We start from the raw sequence: 15,793 nt of genomic DNA, 5'->3' as shown, positions 1-15,793 counted from the left end.
TTCTGACTGAGCCGTCCACGGGAGAGACTTAATGGCCACCATTAAAGCAGAAGACTTTATTGCAAGTGTTGCTGATGCCTTTCAATACATTTCCTATTACCACCCCAAAGATTTTATCCAGGCGTTAACCGCAGCCTACGAAAAAGAAGAAAGCCCTGCGGCAAAAGATGCCATGAAACAGATTCTGGTCAATTCACGTATGTCCGCCATGGGCCACCGTCCTGTGTGTCAAGATACAGGGATTGCCTGTGCTTTTGTGAAAGTCGGTATGGATGCGCGCTTTGAAGGCGGCATGACCATTCAGGAAATGGTCGATGAAGGTGTTCGTCGTGCTTACTTAAACCCAGATAATCCATTACGTGCTTCTGTTCTAATGGACCCAGCAGGTAAACGTCTTAACTCTAAAGACAACACCCCAGCTGTGGTGCACGTTGAAATGGTTAAAGGCGACAAGGTTGAAGTGACCTGTGCCGCTAAAGGCGGTGGTTCTGAAAACAAATCTAAATTCGTGATGCTTAACCCAAGTGACTCGATTGTTGACTGGGTTGTTGAGACTGTACCTAAGATGGGCGCGGGCTGGTGCCCTCCGGGTATGCTTGGTATTGGTGTTGGCGGTACCGCTGAAAAGGCTATGGTACTGGCCAAAGAATCCTTGATGGATCCCATCGATATGCAGGAGCTATTGAAGCGTGGTCCAAGTAATCGCGTTGAAGAATTACGTATCGAAATTTATGAAGCCGTCAACAAGCTCGGTATCGGTGCGCAAGGTTTGGGCGGTGTAACGACTGTATTGGACGTCAAAATCAAAGACTGGCCAACTCATGCAGCATCAAAGCCGGTCGCCATGATTCCAAACTGTGCGGCAACGCGTCATATTCATTTCACATTAGATGGTAATGGGCCTGCTATCCTTACACCACCATCGATTGAAGATTGGCCGGACATGGAATATGAAGCCGCCGCAGATGCCAAGCGTGTAGACATGAATAACATCACGCCAGAAGAAGTTGCAAGCTGGAAACCTGGCCAAGTTCTATTGTTGAATGGCAAGATTTTAACCGGCCGCGATGCAGCCCATAAGAAAATTAAAGATTTGCTCGACTCAGGTGAAGGCCTGCCAGAAGGTCTCGACTTTACCAATCGTTTTATCTACTACGTAGGTCCAGTGGACGCTGTCCGTGATGAAGCAGTGGGACCAGCGGGCCCAACAACTGCCACACGCATGGATAAATTCACTGAAATGATGCTCGATAAAACTGGCTTGCTTGGCATGATCGGTAAAGCAGAGCGCGGTGATGAAGCGATTGAAGCCATTAAGAAGTACAAATCAGTTTATCTGATGGCCGTTGGCGGAGCTGCCTATCTGGTGTCTAAAGCGATTAAAGATTCAAAAGTCGTCGCCTTCCCTGAATTAGGAATGGAAGCGGTTTATGAGTTCGATGTTAAAGATATGCCAGTGACTGTCGCAGTGGATTCAGAAGGCGAATCGGTGCATAAAACTGGTCCGGCTGTTTGGAAAGTTAAGTTAGCGAGCTGAGCATGGCTAGTAGGTATAAAAGATATAGGTCACTACCATTAGAAAAAAAAGTTCGTAGTATTAAGAGAATGTTAATCTTTATGATTGCTTTCCCCGCGCCACTCTACTTTTTAATGGACTTTTTGTACGAGAAATATGACTGGGGTAGTGGTGATCCATATAACTGGTGGATTTGGTTTGTTTTTTTCATACTCGCAGTAACATGGGAAATATTTGAAAAGCTAAATATATTAAAGGATGAGCTTGCCCAGCCAAAGAAAGCTCCACTGGATAAATGACAAGAACGTAGGGTACCCGAGGGGGCAGGCACTGCGTCGCGACGCACCGGCTTCTAAGGCATGTCATTCTGAACTGGATTCAGAATCTGCTCTTAGAATGCTCTTAAAGTAAAAAAGTAAGGTGCTTGTCGAAGCACCACAAGAAACAATAAGGTTTATATTATGAGTGCAGGTTTAAAATTTCGTAAAGCGGTCGAAGAAAACCATCCGCTACAATTAATGGGAACCATCACAGCTTATACCGCGCGTATGGCTGAAAAAATTGGTCACAAAGCTATTTACCTTTCAGGCGGTGGCGTAGCCGCTAACTCGTTAGGCATGCCAGACCTTGGTATTTCAACCGCTGAAGACTTGCTGGTTGATATCCGTCGCATCACTGACGTCTGTTCATTACCGTTGATGGTTGATATCGACACAGGCTTTGGCGGTGCATTTAATATCGCTCGTACAACTCGCGCTTTAATCAAAGCGGGTGCCGCCGGTTTCCACATGGAAGACCAGGTTGCGACTAAGCGTTGTGGTCACCGTCCCAATAAAGAAATCGTCAGTCAGCAGGAAATGGTCGACCGCGTAAAATCAGCAGTCGATGCACGTACTGATGAGAATTTCGTTATCATGGCGCGTACCGATGCATTAGCGGTAGAAGGCATGCAGTCTGCGATTGACCGTGCCAATGCCTGTATTGAAGCGGGTGCTGACATGATTTTCCCAGAAGCGATGCGCTCATTGGAAGATTATGAAACCTTCCGCAAGCATGTGAATGTTCCTTTCTTGGCAAATATCACCGAGTTCGGTGCAACCCCACTGTTTTCATGTGAAGAGTTGGCAGGTGTTGGTGTTGATATCGTTTTATATTGCTGCGGTGCTTACCGTGCCATGAATAAAGGCGCTGAAACATTTTATAAAGATGTTTTAGCTAAAGGACATCAGCGTGATGTGATCGATATCATGCAAACTCGCGAAGAATTATACGATTATCTTGGCTATCACGAATACGAGCAAAAGCTCGACGAACTATTCGCGCAAGAAAAAGCCAAAAAGAAATAAAATAGACTAGGAGTTAACCATGTCAGATTTACCAAAACCAAAAAAATCCGTAGCACTGTCTGGTGTAGCGGCAGGAAATACCGCACTGTGTACTGTAGGCCGTACCGGTAATGACTTACATTACCGCGGTTACGACATTCTAGACTTGGCTGAAAACTGTGAGTTCGAAGAAGTTGCTCACTTATTGATTCACGGCAAATTACCCAACAAAGCAGAACTTGCTAACTATAAGCGCAAATTAAAAGCGCTTCGTGGCCTTCCAGCTTTAGTACAGGACGCATTAGAATTAATTCCAGCAAACGCACACCCAATGGATGTATTGCGTACTGGCTGTTCAATGTTGGGTACTGTGTTACCAGAGCGCGAAAGCCAGCCAATGAACGAAGCAAAAGATATTGCTGACCGTTTGTTAGCATCTTTTCCTTCAATGCTACTTTATTGGTACCACTTCTCGCACAATGGTGTAGCCATTGACCTGGAAACTGACGAAGAGTCAATTGCTGGTCATTTCCTACACTTGTTACACGGCGAGCCATGTCCAGACTCTTGGGTACGTGCGATGCAGATTTCATTGAACCTCTATGCAGAGCATGAGTTCAATGCCTCAACATTCACTAGCCGTGTTATCACGGGTACAGGTTCAGACATGTACTCAGCGATTTGCGGCGGTATCGGCGCATTACGTGGTCCAAAACATGGTGGTGCAAACGAAGTTGCGCTTGATATCCAAATGCGTTACGACAGTGCAGACCATGCTGAAACTGACATCAAAGAACGTTTAGCGCGTAAAGAAATTGTTATCGGTTTTGGTCATCCGGTTTACACCGTTTCAGATCCTCGTAACGAAGTGATTAAGAAGGTTGCTAAAGAATTGTCAGAAGAGCAGGGCGACATGAAGTTGTACGACGTTGCAGAGCGCCTCGAACAAGTCATGTGGGACGAAAAGAAAATGTTCCCTAACCTGGATTGGTTCTCAGCGGTCTCATACAACAAGATGGGCATCCCAACCGCAATGTTCACACCGATCTTCGTGATCTCGCGAATTACCGGTTGGTCAGCGCATGTGATGGAGCAGCGTGTTGATGGCAAGATTATTCGTCCGAGCGCGAATTATACGGGGCCGGAAAACAAAGAATTTACTCCAATCGACAAACGTTAAAATGTTTTTTAGCGCCAATAGCTGCGTTACGCAATCAATTTATTATCGTCGTTTACTGAATGTAAACTTCCTCAAATAAATTGATTGCAAGCCTTGCTCTTGCTGCTAAAAATTCATTTTATAGTGTAAGACATAACTAAAAGGCAAGTCATTCCCGCGAAGGCGGGAATCCATTTTCCTAATTTATAAATTCCTGCCTTCGCGGGAGACCCTCGGAAATGCCCTTGGGTAAAAGACAAGAAACTTTGAGTAATACAACTAGTTGTAACAAAACCAAATCCAACAAACACAATCGTGTGGAAACTTATGAACACAAACTACAGAAAGAAACTTGAAGGCTCTAACCTTGATTACTTTGACACGCGTGAAGCGGTTGAAGCCATCCAACCGGGTGCCTACGATAAACTTCCTTACACCTCAAAAGTACTTGCTGAAAACCTGGTGCGTCGTTGTGATCCTGAGTCACTGACTGACTCACTCAAGCAAATCATTGAGCGTAAGCGTGATCTGGATTTTCCTTGGTTTCCTGCGCGCGTTGTTTGCCATGATATTTTGGGCCAAACAGCGTTTGTAGATTTGGCGGGTTTGCGTGATGCAATCGCGGAGAAGGGCGGTGATCCTTCTAAAGTCAATCCAGTGGTTCCCACTCAGTTAATCGTTGACCATTCGTTAGCGGTTGAACATGCCGGTTATGAAAAAGATGCATTTGAGAAAAACCGCGCAATTGAAGAGCGTCGTAACGAAGATCGTTTCCACTTCATCAACTGGTGTAAAACCGCCTTTGAAAACGTCAATGTGGTTCCACCTGGCAACGGCATTATGCACCAGATTAATCTTGAGCGTATGTCGCCAGTGATTCAGTCTCGCGATGGTGTTGCATTCCCTGATACTTTGGTCGGTACTGACAGCCATACGCCAATGGTCGATGCTCTAGGTGTTATTGCTGTGGGTGTTGGTGGTCTGGAAGCTGAGAGCGTTATGCTAGGTCGAGCTTCATACATGCGTCTTCCTGACATCATCGGTGTTGAGTTAAAAGGTAAGCCTCAACCGGGCATTACCAGTACTGATATCGTTTTGGCGATTACTGAATTCTTGCGTAATGAACGTGTCGTATCTTCTTACTTAGAGTTCTTTGGTGAAGGCGCTTCCCATCTTACCTTAGGTGACCGTGCGACTATTTCCAACATGACCCCTGAGTTTGGCGCAACCGCAGCCATGTTCTATATCGATCAACAAACCATTGACTATTTAAAGCTGACTGGGCGTGACGATGATAACGTCAGGCTGGTGGAAACCTATGCCAAGCAAACAGGTTTGTGGGCTGACTGTCTGACTGAAGCTGAATACGAGCGTGTGCTGACTTTTGATCTTTCATCAGTGGTTCGTAATATCGCGGGTCCATCGAATCCGCATGCGCGTGTTTCTACAGCCGATTTGGCAACACGTGGTATTGCCAAACATGTTGAAACAGAAGAAGGCAAAATGCCTGATGGCGCCTGTATCATTGCTGCTATTACCAGTTGTACCAATACCAGTAACCCACGCAATATGATCGCGGCAGGTTTAATCGCGCGAAATGCCAACAAACTTGGATTAACGCGTAAACCTTGGGTGAAGACTTCGTTGGCCCCAGGCTCAAAAGCGGTAACTATGTATCTGGAAGAATCTAAGCTCCTACCTGAACTTGAAAACCTTGGTTTTGGTGTCGTTGGTTATGCCTGTACATCCTGTAACGGCATGAGCGGTGCACTGGATCCAAAAATTAAACAGGAAATTGAAGAGCGTGATTTGTATTCGACTGCGGTGTTGTCGGGCAACCGTAACTTTGATGGTCGAATTCATCCTCATGCTGATCAGGCGTTCCTGGCTTCGCCGCCATTGGTCGTAGCTTATGCCATTGCAGGTACGATTCGTTTCGATATTGAGAAAGATGTATTAGGTACTGACAAAGATGGCAACCCAGTTACCTTGAAAGACATTTGGCCAAGTGATGAAGAAGTGGATGCCATCATCAAAGAACACGTTAAGCCGGAGCAATTCCGCGCGGTTTACGAGCCAATGTTCAATGTTAAAGTGGACACTGGCGAGAAGAGTAGCCCATTGTATGATTGGCGCCCAATGAGTACCTATATCCGTCGTCCTCCTTATTGGGAAGGCGCATTGGCTGGTGAGCGTACCATGAAAGGTATGCGTCCATTGGCGGTATTAGGCGACAACATCACAACCGATCACCTGTCACCTTCAAACGCGATTCAAAAATCAAGCGCTGCTGGTGCTTATCTCGATAAAATGGGCTTGCCAGAAGAAGACTATAACTCTTATGCGACTCACCGTGGTGATCACTTAACTGCACAACGCGCGACATTCGCCAATCCAAAATTGTTGAATGAAATGGTGCGCAACGAGGATGGTTCAGTTAAGCAGGGTTCTTTGGCACGTCTTGAGCCAGAAGGAAAAGAAATGCGCATGTGGGAAACGATTGAAACCTACATGGAGCGCAAGCAGCCACTGATCATTATTGCCGGTGCTGACTATGGCCAGGGTTCATCGCGTGACTGGGCAGCAAAAGGTGTGCGTCTTGCTGGTGTCGAAGTAATTGTTGCGGAAGGCTTTGAGCGTATCCACCGTACAAACCTGATTGGTATGGGCGTATTGCCTGTTGAATTTGTAGACGGTAATACCCGTAAAACCTATGCCATCGACGGAACTGAAACTTTTGATGTGGAAGGCGAAATCAGCCCGGGTGCTAACTTAACGGTGATTATGCATCGCAAAGATGGTGAGCGCGTTGAGATCCCTGTGAAATGCCGCCTAGATACCGCTGAAGAAGTGTCCATTTACTCAGCCGGTGGTGTGTTACAGCGTTTCGCTCAAGATTTCCTGAGTGGTAACGCTTAAATAAGCATTATGTCATCCCGCGGCGCCCAAGGGCACTCCCTTCGGTCGTTTACCGCGGACAAAATCGTCAGGAGCGAATTTGAACAGCGAAGCTGGCCTCTGGTGAAATACAAGGACGTATTTCATAATCCAGTGACTTAAAAAGTAATTGGGCGTACACATAGGTACGCCCCTACCATGAGAAAAACAAACCTCGAAGACGCTTTTTGCTCCTTTGAGGTTACGACAGAACTAACAAGCCTGTCATCTGACCCACAAGGATGTGGGGAATGCAGTGGCAATTCCGGGAGAATTGCCTGCCTGAACTAGATTCAGAATCTGCTCTTTTGAAAATAATCGGGCGCACACACAGGTGACGCCCCTACCAAACTTATAAGATAAGGTGTCATGATGCCTAACAAGTTTCCTCCACAGATTAAAATCCCTGCCACCTATATGCGTGGCGGCACCAGTAAAGGTGTATTCTTTAACCTGACTGACTTACCCGAAGCCGCACAGGTTCCGGGTGAAGCGCGCGATAAATTATTGCTGCGTGTCGTTGGCAGCCCGGATCCTTACGGAAAACATACCGATGGTATGGGTGGCGCAACTTCAAGCACCAGTAAAACAGTTATTCTGTCGAAAAGCACCAAGGAAGACCACGATGTTGACTATCTATTTGGGCAGGTCTCAATCGATAAACCTTTTGTCGATTGGAGTGGAAACTGTGGCAACCTGACTGCAGCAGTAGGTTCCTTCGCGATCACCAGTGGACTAGTTGACCCAAGTCGAATTCCGGACAATGGTGTTGCGGTTGTTCGTATCTGGCAGGCCAACATTGAAAAAACAATCGTTGCCCATGTACCAATCACCAATGGTGAAGTTCAGGAAACGGGCGACTTTGAGTTGGATGGCGTTACTTTCCCTGCCGCAGAAGTCAAAGTCGAGTTTATGGACCCAGCCGATGGTGAAGGTTCGATGTTCCCAACAGGTAATCTGGTTGATGACCTGGAAGTTCCTGGATTAGGTACTTTCAAAGCGACCATGATTAACGCTGGCATCCCAACGATTTTCCTGAATGCTGACGAGATTGACTTTAATGGCACTACTTATAACGGTACTGAACTGCAAGAAGCCATAAATGGTGACGGACATGCACTAACCATGTTCGAGGTCATTCGTGCCCATGGTGCCGTAAAAATGGGCTTAATCAATGACATCGAAGAAGCCGCTAACCGTCAACATACTCCAAAGGTCGCGTTTGTAGCACCGCCTGCGGACTATGTATCTTCCAGTGGCAAGCAAATCAACGCCAACGACATCGATCTAAATGTTCGCGCTTTATCCATGGGCAAATTGCACCACGCCATGATGGGTACCGCTGCGGTAGCCATTGCAACCGCAGCAACCATTCCTGGGACGCTAGTCAATCTTGCAGCAGGTGGAGGAGAGCGTCAAGGAGTAACCTTTGGTCATCCTTCAGGTACTCTAAAAGTTGGCGCTGAAACTCAAAAACAAGGTAACGACTGGGTTGCCAAAAAAGTCATCATGAGCCGCAGCGCGCGCGTCTTAATGGAAGGCTGGGTGAGAGTTCCGGGCGACTGTTTTTAGGGGTATAAAATAATAACTAGTTGATTGGCAAGTCATATTTGCATTAAAGCCGCACTTAACATGCGGCTTTTTTTGTGCCATAGTTCACAAAAAAAGGAGAGTGATATGTCGCGCTGGATAGATATATTTAATAGTCATGAATTTAACAATAATTGGGATAGCCTCAAAAAAGAAGCTAATAATGTTAATTTAGATGATAATTCTATAAAGACTTCTGTGAACGAAATTGCGAGATTAAATAAAGTAATCTCATTCATGGATGAATTATTAGAAGGTATTGACCCTGAACTAGTCCCATTATCAACTTGGGATAGTTTTAACTCTCAAGCTATTGCAGCAAAAGATCAGCTCGCTTATTTCAACTCTAATAGAAATATTTCACATATCGCAAATGCAAATAATCATTTAGATAATATACTTACATATATTAGACCATACATGGTCCTACCGAAAAATGCTGCTTCAGCTATTACAAGGACAATTAATAAACAAAACAAATTATTCGGAAATTATATTAAAGAGTTAAATGATGAGTTAATTTCTTTGAAAGCAGAAGCAAAGGATAGCGTCTCAGAAATTAACACTTTAAGAGGTGATATAGACAAAGAAAAAATAGAGATAGACCAATTCTATGAACATATATTTGAAAATGAAGGACTTAAGGAAAAAATATCAGTTTATGTTGATGAATTAGAAGAACACAAACAATCTATTGAAAAGTATTATGAAGAACTTTTAGTGGGTACGGAAGAAGATATTTCGATTAAAGCGTCAATAGCTCGAACATCAGAAAGGATGGATGAGATTGAGGAAGATGCAACAATAAAATTTGATAAAGTCGAAAGTATTCTGAAGTCTCTCAAGTCTTTCTATGAAAAAGTCGAGGGAAGAGAAGATGATGAAGGAAAATTATCAGGTGGACTTAAACAAAAGCTTGATGATTTATTTTCTCATCTAAGCAAGTTTGAAGAAACTCAAAAGAGAAAAGCTAATGCTCTTAATGATAAAATTGAATCACTTCTGCCAGGAGCCACGAGTGCAGGCTTAGCCTATAAGTTTAGGGTCCTGAGACGTTCGTTTTCTAAGCCTATAAAAATTTACTCTAATTTATTCTACATTAGCGTGGCAACTTTATTTCTAGTATCTCTATTTTTTATAGTAGAAAAGATAGAGTTTTGGTCAATAACATTTGTTGACTTAAGTGACTATAAATTATTATTAAAAAATACGCTTTATAAATTACCACTCTTACTTCCTGTGCTTTGGTTAGCTTTATTTGCTTCTAAAAGAAGAAGTGAAGCACAAAGATTACAGCAAGAATACGCTCATAAAGAAGCGATTTCTGCATCATATCAAAGCTTTAAAAAACAAATTGAAGAGCTAAATGATGATGATCAGCTATTGATGAAAAGCTTGCTCAGTGCAGCTATTGAAGCAATGCAGTATAATGCTTCAGCTACTCTTGATAGTAAGCATGGCGATAAGCTGCCAGTGCAAGAATTAATCGAAACTTCTGTAAAGGCGTCTCTGGAAACTTTGAAACAAAAACAATAAGTTATTTTTTATTATTAAATCTCAACCATTATATGCCATTGAACCTATTGTAAGATAATGAAATAAGTGTTTTTGGAGCTGCGGAACTGTAGGTGTTTTAGTATACCAAACATCTCTTTGCTCTTTCCTGAACTTCCTCCAATAATGAACTCCTGTGTCTAACTCTAGGAGTTTATTTATTGCTTTCTTTTAAACCTCTCCAACAAACTTTCTCCCTGTAAAGCTCCAGCAGCTTTATCAATGGCTTCAAAAATATCAACACCGATCTCTTCAGAAATACTATCTACCAGATCAGCTGATTGCTTGAGGTATTCTTTTATCTTTTTGGTTTGCTGCTTGCCTTTGCTGGTTAATGAGTAAAGCGTCCGTCTTTTATCTTCTTTGTCTGAGTGTTGCTGTATCAGCCCCAGCTTTATGAGTTTCGGTAGTTTTTGTTTAACCAGCTGATGAGACTGACCAAGCTGTTTGGCTATATCCACCAATGATGCTTGTTTTAATTCGAGTAAGGTGAGTAGGGTGGAGCAGGATTTAATCGGGACTATAATTCCCAGGCTATCGAAGATAGGTTGGGTTTGCTGTTCTATAAGATTGCTGAGGTCTTCCGCTCTTTTTCCCAGCAATGCTTTCTGGTTGATGTTTTCTTCTATACTCATGACGTTTTGTTCGCTTGTGATTCGATTTCATCTTACAGCGTGCCAGTTTTAGCGCTGGTTAACATTCTGTTTCGATTTAGGCGTTGAGTTGAACTTGGATGAAATGTAACATGTTGCGCAATATGTTGCAATAATTTGCATGTGCGTACATTTAAGTCATCAAAGGAATAGAACAATGAATAGACGGTCGTTTATCAAGAACTCTGCTCTCGCTGCGGCAGCTGTAGGAATCAATCTTGGTTCAGGGGGCTTGTTAGCCTCTAACAAACCTATGAATATGATAACTCGACAACAATACAACGATTGGTTTGTGTTTGATGGCTTGGGTGTTCTGTATGACATCAATGATCCTACCGGCGGTATTCAGGATAACTGGCGCATGACTGAGCGGTTAAAGCGTGATCTGTTAGCCAGTGGCCTCGACTGTTACCGACAAACGACAGGAGCACCGTTTCCAGCCTATCCCGGTGATGATGTTTTTGAGACCAGCGTCAGTATTCTCAGCCAACACCACAAGCTTATTGATGCCAATTCCGATGTACTGGCTCTAGTTCGAACGTTCGATGATATTGTTCAGGCGAAAAAGGATAAAAAGATTGCTGTTACTTTGGGATTCCAGAATAGTCACACCATCGGAAATAATCTGGAGCATATTGAAACCTTTAAGCACCTTGGCGTGCTGACTATGCAGCTGACTTACAACGGGCAGAACCAAATTGGCGGTGGGGCGAATGTTAGTCCTCGATTACCGTTAACCGAGTTTGGACAAGAAGTGGTTGAGAAAATGAATGAACAGAACATTCTGATCGATTTAAGCCATAGTGGTGAGAGAACCTGCCTGCAAGCGATAAGGGCCAGTAAAGCGCCAGTTACTATCAGTCATAGCGGTTGTAGGACTCTTGCTGACTTCCCACGTAATAAAACGGATAAGGAGTTGCGTTTGTTGGCTGATAAAGGGGGATTGTTCGGTGTCTACTTTATGCCGTTCTTAGATCCGGACAGCAAAGCCAACTCAGATCACCTGGTCGCGCACATTGAGCATGCGATTAATGTTTGTGGTGAAGACCATGTGGCAATTGGTACAGACGGTGGCTATACCGGCATCGATGATTTGGACAAGGTTCGTCAAAGTACCGATAAGATGACACAACATCGCATTGATAATGGAGCCGCTGCCGCTGGTGAGAAAATTGGTAATTTAAACTTTATGCCTGATATCGTTGGGCCAAGCCAATTTTACTTATTGGCAAATAAGCTTGCCGAAAGAGGACATAGCGCTACCAGAATCGAAAAGATACTAGGTTTGAATGCTTTTAATCTGATGCGAGAAGTGTGGAAGTAACGGCTTTGTAATATTTTGTTAGTTTGCTACAGGCTTCTTTGCCAGACCAATCTTATCTACATATACTGAACTCCTGTGTCTAACTGCAGGAGTTCTTTATGTTTCACGCCTCTCTAAAGTTTCTTTTCTCTGCTTTTTTCCTTTTCGGGTTGATGCTCGTTTCTACGAATACTACTGCTAAGCCAGCTCCTTCATTACAGCTGCCGTCGTTGCTCGAGGTGACATCTTATGAAGTCGAGTGGAAGGGCAGGCCGCGCGATCCTTATGTCGCGCCGGACGGTATGGTGTGGTTCTGTGGGCAGGCCGCTAATTATATCGCACGACTTGATCCTCAGTCTGGAAAAATGACGAAGTTTGAGGTTCCTGAGGGTAGTCACCCGCATAATCTGATCATCGATAGTAAAGGCTTCGTCTGGTACGCTGGTAATCGCAATGGTCATATTGGTCGTATTAATCCTGAAACAGGGGATATCAAGCAATACCCAATGCCTGAAGGTGTTCAGGACCCACACACCTTGGTATTCGACTCGGATGAAAATATCTGGTTTACCGCCCAGCATTCGAATGTCATTGGTCATTTAAATGTTGAGACTGGTGATGTGAGACATGTCACCATGACCAAGAAACGATCGCGTCCTTATGGTATTAAAACTGATGCTAATGACAATGCGTGGTCGGTTTTACTAGGTACCAATAAGCTAGCTTTTGTCGATAAAGAAACTTTTGCATTAAACGAAGTCAGATTGCCACGTGATAATGCAAACCCTCGTCGCATGGAAATTACAGAGGATGGTAATGTCTGGTACGTGGACTTTTCGGGTGGATTCTTAGGCAGATATAACCCCGAAGAAAAGACCTTTGAAGAGTGGTTATTGCCTAGTGGCGAAAACAGTCGCCCATATGGTACTGCTCTGGATGATGATGGTGTTATCTGGATTGCAGAAACCGGACCCTATCCAAATGTCATGGTTGGATTTGATACCAAGAAAAGTAAGTTTATTAGCAGCACTGTGATAGACGAAGGCGGCTCCATTCGTCATATGTATTATGACCCAAATGCTGATTCCTTCTGGTTCGGAATTGATACTGGGTTTATTGCAAAAGGCGAATATATTCCAGCTGAATCAATCGAAGAAGACTCATCATCTGAGTAAGCTTTTTGCACCTTAATTGTACTGGTGTTATGGTAGTTTGCGTTTGATAAGTATTTAACTTACCAGAGGTTATGACGTCTCAATGATAGATTAACTTAGAATAATAAATAAACCTAAATAGGGTGATTATTACACCTGAGCTGAACAGGAAGTCGCTAACCCCTTTGCAATAGCGGGGGAGTTCATTCAAATATACATGAGGGAGTAAGTATGTCATTTTCAAAATCTTTGTTCTTAACACTGATACTAGTCAGCCTCACGTTGGCTTTAGCTGGTTGCGAGCAGGATACAAAGCCTGATGAGCAGAAGTTAGAAACTGAGGCAAAAGCCGAAGTTATCGACAAAGCCATCTCAAGAAAGCAAGCAGATGTTGAGAAGGTTCATCCTGGTGTAATCGACGTAACAACCACAGACTTTAGAATCGAGGCCCCATCTGAAATTAAAAAAGGTTGGACAACTTTCCGCTTTTCTAATGTGGGAAAGCAGGTTCATTTTGTGGCTATGTATCGACTTGTTGATGGCAAAACCATTGATGACCAGTTAGCCGAAGTGGCACCAGTGTTTGACCCTTTAATGAAGGGGTTGCGTAGTGGTGAGCTGACTAAGGCCGATATTGGTCCTTTCTTCGCGGAAAATGTTCCAGAGTGGGGATTGCAGATGACCTGGGTTGGTGGTGCTGGGCTATTGGCTCCAGGCAATACCACACAATCGAGTTTTTACATTGACCAAGCCGGCACATATCTTCTTGAGTGTTATGTAAAAGCTCCAGATGGTCAATGGCATACGCTAATGGGAATGTTACAACAGGTAAATGTGACTGACGAAATGAATGAGGCTAATGAGCCATCAGCAAATTACGAAGTAACCGTCTCAAATGTTGGGGTCGCAGCTCCAGAAACTGTTCCTGCTGGTAAGCATACTTTTCGAGTCATCATGCAAGAAGATCCACAAGGCTTTATGCCCTATGATTTAAATCTTGCTAGAATCGATGATTCAACGGATATGGACAAGCTGGCTTTTTGGATGGACTGGACTAACGTTGGTGGATTAAGAGCGCCAGCTCCAGTTGAGTTTTTAGGCGGGCTGGAACATATGAGAGCGACGAATCATGGCTACGTTACTGTGGATTTGACGCCCGGTAAATATGTCTGGATTTCAGAAATAAACGCTGCGAATACACAAAAAACATTCACAGTCGAGTAAGAACTAATCTTGATAAATCAACTGAGTAAGGCAACAACCTTACTCAGTTTTTTCCTTCATCCAATCTTTCAGTTCATACCACCAGTAACTAATCTGTGCAGCCATTGGGCCGAAAGGTCCTCCATTCCAGGGTAATCCCCAAGGCTGAAAGCTTTTATAAGTTTCATTTTGCTTAGTGATTGCTGCAGCCAGGATTTCACCAGCTGTGGTTGTGGGCGCGACACCATGACCACCAAAACCAATACCATACCAGACGTTAGGAGCGACTTCGCCAATTTGCGCCATCTGATGACGGGCATAGCCCATCCAGCCTTGCCAGTTATAATCAACTTTAACATCTTTCAATTCAGGGAAAACTTTGGCCAGATCGCGACGTAGGATATGGTCCAGGTCTTTAGGCTTGTTGGTATTGGCGTTAATACGACCACCCCATAGAATTCGAGTGTCTTTTAACGGACGGTAATAATCGAAGGCAAAGCGGGTATCGTAGACAGCGGCCTGGGTATTGATGTAGTTCTGCAGCTCATCGCCAAGCGGTTCGGTGGTCATGACATAAGTTGCAATTGGAAGAATTGAACGAGCCACTGGTTTGCATAAGTCACCAATATAGCCACCGCCGGACAACACCACGTTTTCCGCTTTAATATTGCCATTGACGGTTTTTACGACTTTAGTGGCGCTCTGATAGTCGATGTCAGTAACGGCACAATCTTCGTAAATTTGTCCACCCTGACTTTGAATCTGCTTTGCGATGCCTCGCGCGTAATTCAGGGGATGAAAGTGCATGGCGTTCGGTTCAAACAAAGCGCCATGATAGCGGTCAGTCTTCAGCTGTTCGCGCAGTGCTTCAGGCTCAATGTATTGCCACTCTGTGCCCATCTTGTCTCTCATGAAAGCCTGCTCATCAATTAGCACCGACTGATCCTTGAACCAGTTAGCCCACAGCACACCTTCATCCACCAGGTCGCAGTCGATGCTGTATTTTTTTACACGCTCACGGATTAGGTTGACGCCCATTATGGTTAAATCGTAAAGCTCTTTGGCTTTTGCTTCGCCAACCTGCTTAATCAGTTTTCTAGGGCCAAGCGAATAACCACCAAATACAAATCCGCCATTACGCCCAGAGCAGCCATAGCCAACCTTATGTTTCTCGATAACGGCAACATTAGTGTGACCACGCTCAATTAAACTCAGAGCCGTCATTAGGCCTGCATAACCACCGCCAATGATACAGGTCTCAACCTCAAGATTCTGAGGGAGTGGGTTGGTTTCAAACTTTGAATTTAAGGTTGCCGCGTAATAGCTATTAGGATAGTTGGCCATAGTGACTGAGATATCGAAATGTTGCGCCAAATCATAATGTATGGAGGGTAATAGT

11 protein-coding genes are annotated in these 15,793 nt (G+C 44.2%); 9 read left to right on the top strand and 2 right to left on the bottom strand.

All coding sequences use genetic code 11. The features are described 5' to 3' along the window. Window positions 1–31 precede the first annotated feature (31 nt). The 6 genes from CW740_RS07630 to CW740_RS07600 all read left to right on the top strand — a co-directional run bounded on the left by CW740_RS07630 (window position 32) and on the right by CW740_RS07600 (window position 10,063). A complete protein-coding gene (locus CW740_RS07630; protein ID WP_106646955.1) occupies window positions 32–1,537 on the top strand; it encodes a fumarate hydratase in 1,506 nt (501 codons plus the stop codon). 440 nt (window positions 1,538–1,977) lie between these two features. Next, on the top strand, window positions 1,978–2,862 hold the full coding sequence (gene prpB / locus CW740_RS07620) for a methylisocitrate lyase (protein WP_106646953.1): 885 nt from the start codon (window positions 1,978–1,980) through the stop codon (window positions 2,860–2,862). A 19-nt stretch (window positions 2,863–2,881) separates the two neighbouring features. Beyond that, complete coding sequence (gene prpC, locus CW740_RS07615; RefSeq protein ID WP_106646952.1) at window positions 2,882–4,021, top strand: bifunctional 2-methylcitrate synthase/citrate synthase; 1,140 nt, start codon at window positions 2,882–2,884, stop codon at window positions 4,019–4,021. Window positions 4,022–4,327: 306 nt separating this feature from the next. Continuing rightward, on the top strand, window positions 4,328–6,919 hold the full coding sequence (gene acnD, locus CW740_RS07610; RefSeq protein ID WP_106646951.1) for a Fe/S-dependent 2-methylisocitrate dehydratase AcnD: 2,592 nt from the start codon (window positions 4,328–4,330) through the stop codon (window positions 6,917–6,919). Between the two features lie 390 nt (window positions 6,920–7,309). Further along, window positions 7,310–8,509, top strand: coding sequence for a 2-methylaconitate cis-trans isomerase PrpF (gene prpF, locus CW740_RS07605; protein WP_106646950.1), 1,200 nt, complete (start codon window positions 7,310–7,312; stop codon window positions 8,507–8,509). Between the two features lie 105 nt (window positions 8,510–8,614). After that, window positions 8,615–10,063 (top strand): coiled-coil domain-containing protein, encoded by a 1,449-nt coding sequence (locus CW740_RS07600; protein ID WP_106646949.1) that lies wholly within the window; start codon window positions 8,615–8,617, stop codon window positions 10,061–10,063. A gap of 176 nt (window positions 10,064–10,239) precedes the next feature. Here CW740_RS07600 and CW740_RS07595 read toward each other — a convergent pair whose 3' ends face one another. Further along, window positions 10,240–10,716 (bottom strand): MarR family winged helix-turn-helix transcriptional regulator, encoded by a 477-nt coding sequence (locus tag CW740_RS07595; protein WP_227523813.1) that lies wholly within the window; start codon window positions 10,714–10,716, stop codon window positions 10,240–10,242. A gap of 175 nt (window positions 10,717–10,891) precedes the next feature. Between CW740_RS07595 and CW740_RS07590 the strand changes: the two genes are divergently transcribed. From CW740_RS07590 to CW740_RS07580, 3 genes are all read left to right on the top strand, one after another. Beyond that, window positions 10,892–12,058 (top strand): dipeptidase, encoded by a 1,167-nt coding sequence (locus CW740_RS07590; protein WP_106646948.1) that lies wholly within the window; start codon window positions 10,892–10,894, stop codon window positions 12,056–12,058. 98 nt (window positions 12,059–12,156) lie between these two features. Then, window positions 12,157–13,212, top strand: coding sequence for a Vgb family protein (locus CW740_RS07585; RefSeq protein ID WP_106646947.1), 1,056 nt, complete (start codon window positions 12,157–12,159; stop codon window positions 13,210–13,212). A gap of 210 nt (window positions 13,213–13,422) precedes the next feature. Continuing rightward, window positions 13,423–14,415 (top strand): hypothetical protein, encoded by a 993-nt coding sequence (locus tag CW740_RS07580; protein ID WP_106646946.1) that lies wholly within the window; start codon window positions 13,423–13,425, stop codon window positions 14,413–14,415. A 39-nt stretch (window positions 14,416–14,454) separates the two neighbouring features. Here the strand turns inward: CW740_RS07580 and CW740_RS07575 are convergent, their stop codons facing one another. Further along, complete coding sequence (locus CW740_RS07575; RefSeq protein ID WP_106646945.1) at window positions 14,455–15,738, bottom strand: NAD(P)/FAD-dependent oxidoreductase; 1,284 nt, start codon at window positions 15,736–15,738, stop codon at window positions 14,455–14,457. Between the last annotated feature and the right edge of the window lie 55 nt (window positions 15,739–15,793).

It is taken from the genome of Kangiella profundi (genome assembly GCF_002838765.1).
GTDB classification, from domain to species: Bacteria; Pseudomonadota; Gammaproteobacteria; order Enterobacterales; family Kangiellaceae; genus Kangiella; species Kangiella profundi.
The sequence above is the reverse complement of the archived record's forward strand: the minus strand, read 5'-3'. Positions and strand labels throughout refer to the sequence as shown.

Bases quoted from the DNA above. Each gene is read 5' to 3' on its own strand.
- CW740_RS07630 (WP_106646955.1), top strand. From the start codon at position 32: ATGGCCACCATTAAAGCAGAAGACTTTATTGCAAGTGTTGCTGATGCC.
- prpB (WP_106646953.1), top strand. From the start codon at position 1,978: ATGAGTGCAGGTTTAAAATTTCGTAAAGCGGTCGAAGAAAACCATCCG.
- prpC (WP_106646952.1), top strand. From the start codon at position 2,882: ATGTCAGATTTACCAAAACCAAAAAAATCCGTAGCACTGTCTGGTGTA.
- acnD (WP_106646951.1), top strand. From the start codon at position 4,328: ATGAACACAAACTACAGAAAGAAACTTGAAGGCTCTAACCTTGATTAC.
- prpF (WP_106646950.1), top strand. From the start codon at position 7,310: ATGCCTAACAAGTTTCCTCCACAGATTAAAATCCCTGCCACCTATATG.
- CW740_RS07600 (WP_106646949.1), top strand. From the start codon at position 8,615: ATGTCGCGCTGGATAGATATATTTAATAGTCATGAATTTAACAATAAT.
- CW740_RS07595 (WP_227523813.1), bottom strand. From the start codon at position 10,716: ATGAGTATAGAAGAAAACATCAACCAGAAAGCATTGCTGGGAAAAAGA.
- CW740_RS07590 (WP_106646948.1), top strand. From the start codon at position 10,892: ATGAATAGACGGTCGTTTATCAAGAACTCTGCTCTCGCTGCGGCAGCT.
- CW740_RS07585 (WP_106646947.1), top strand. From the start codon at position 12,157: ATGTTTCACGCCTCTCTAAAGTTTCTTTTCTCTGCTTTTTTCCTTTTC.
- CW740_RS07580 (WP_106646946.1), top strand. From the start codon at position 13,423: ATGTCATTTTCAAAATCTTTGTTCTTAACACTGATACTAGTCAGCCTC.
- CW740_RS07575 (WP_106646945.1), bottom strand. From the start codon at position 15,738: ATGGCCAACTATCCTAATAGCTATTACGCGGCAACCTTAAATTCAAAG.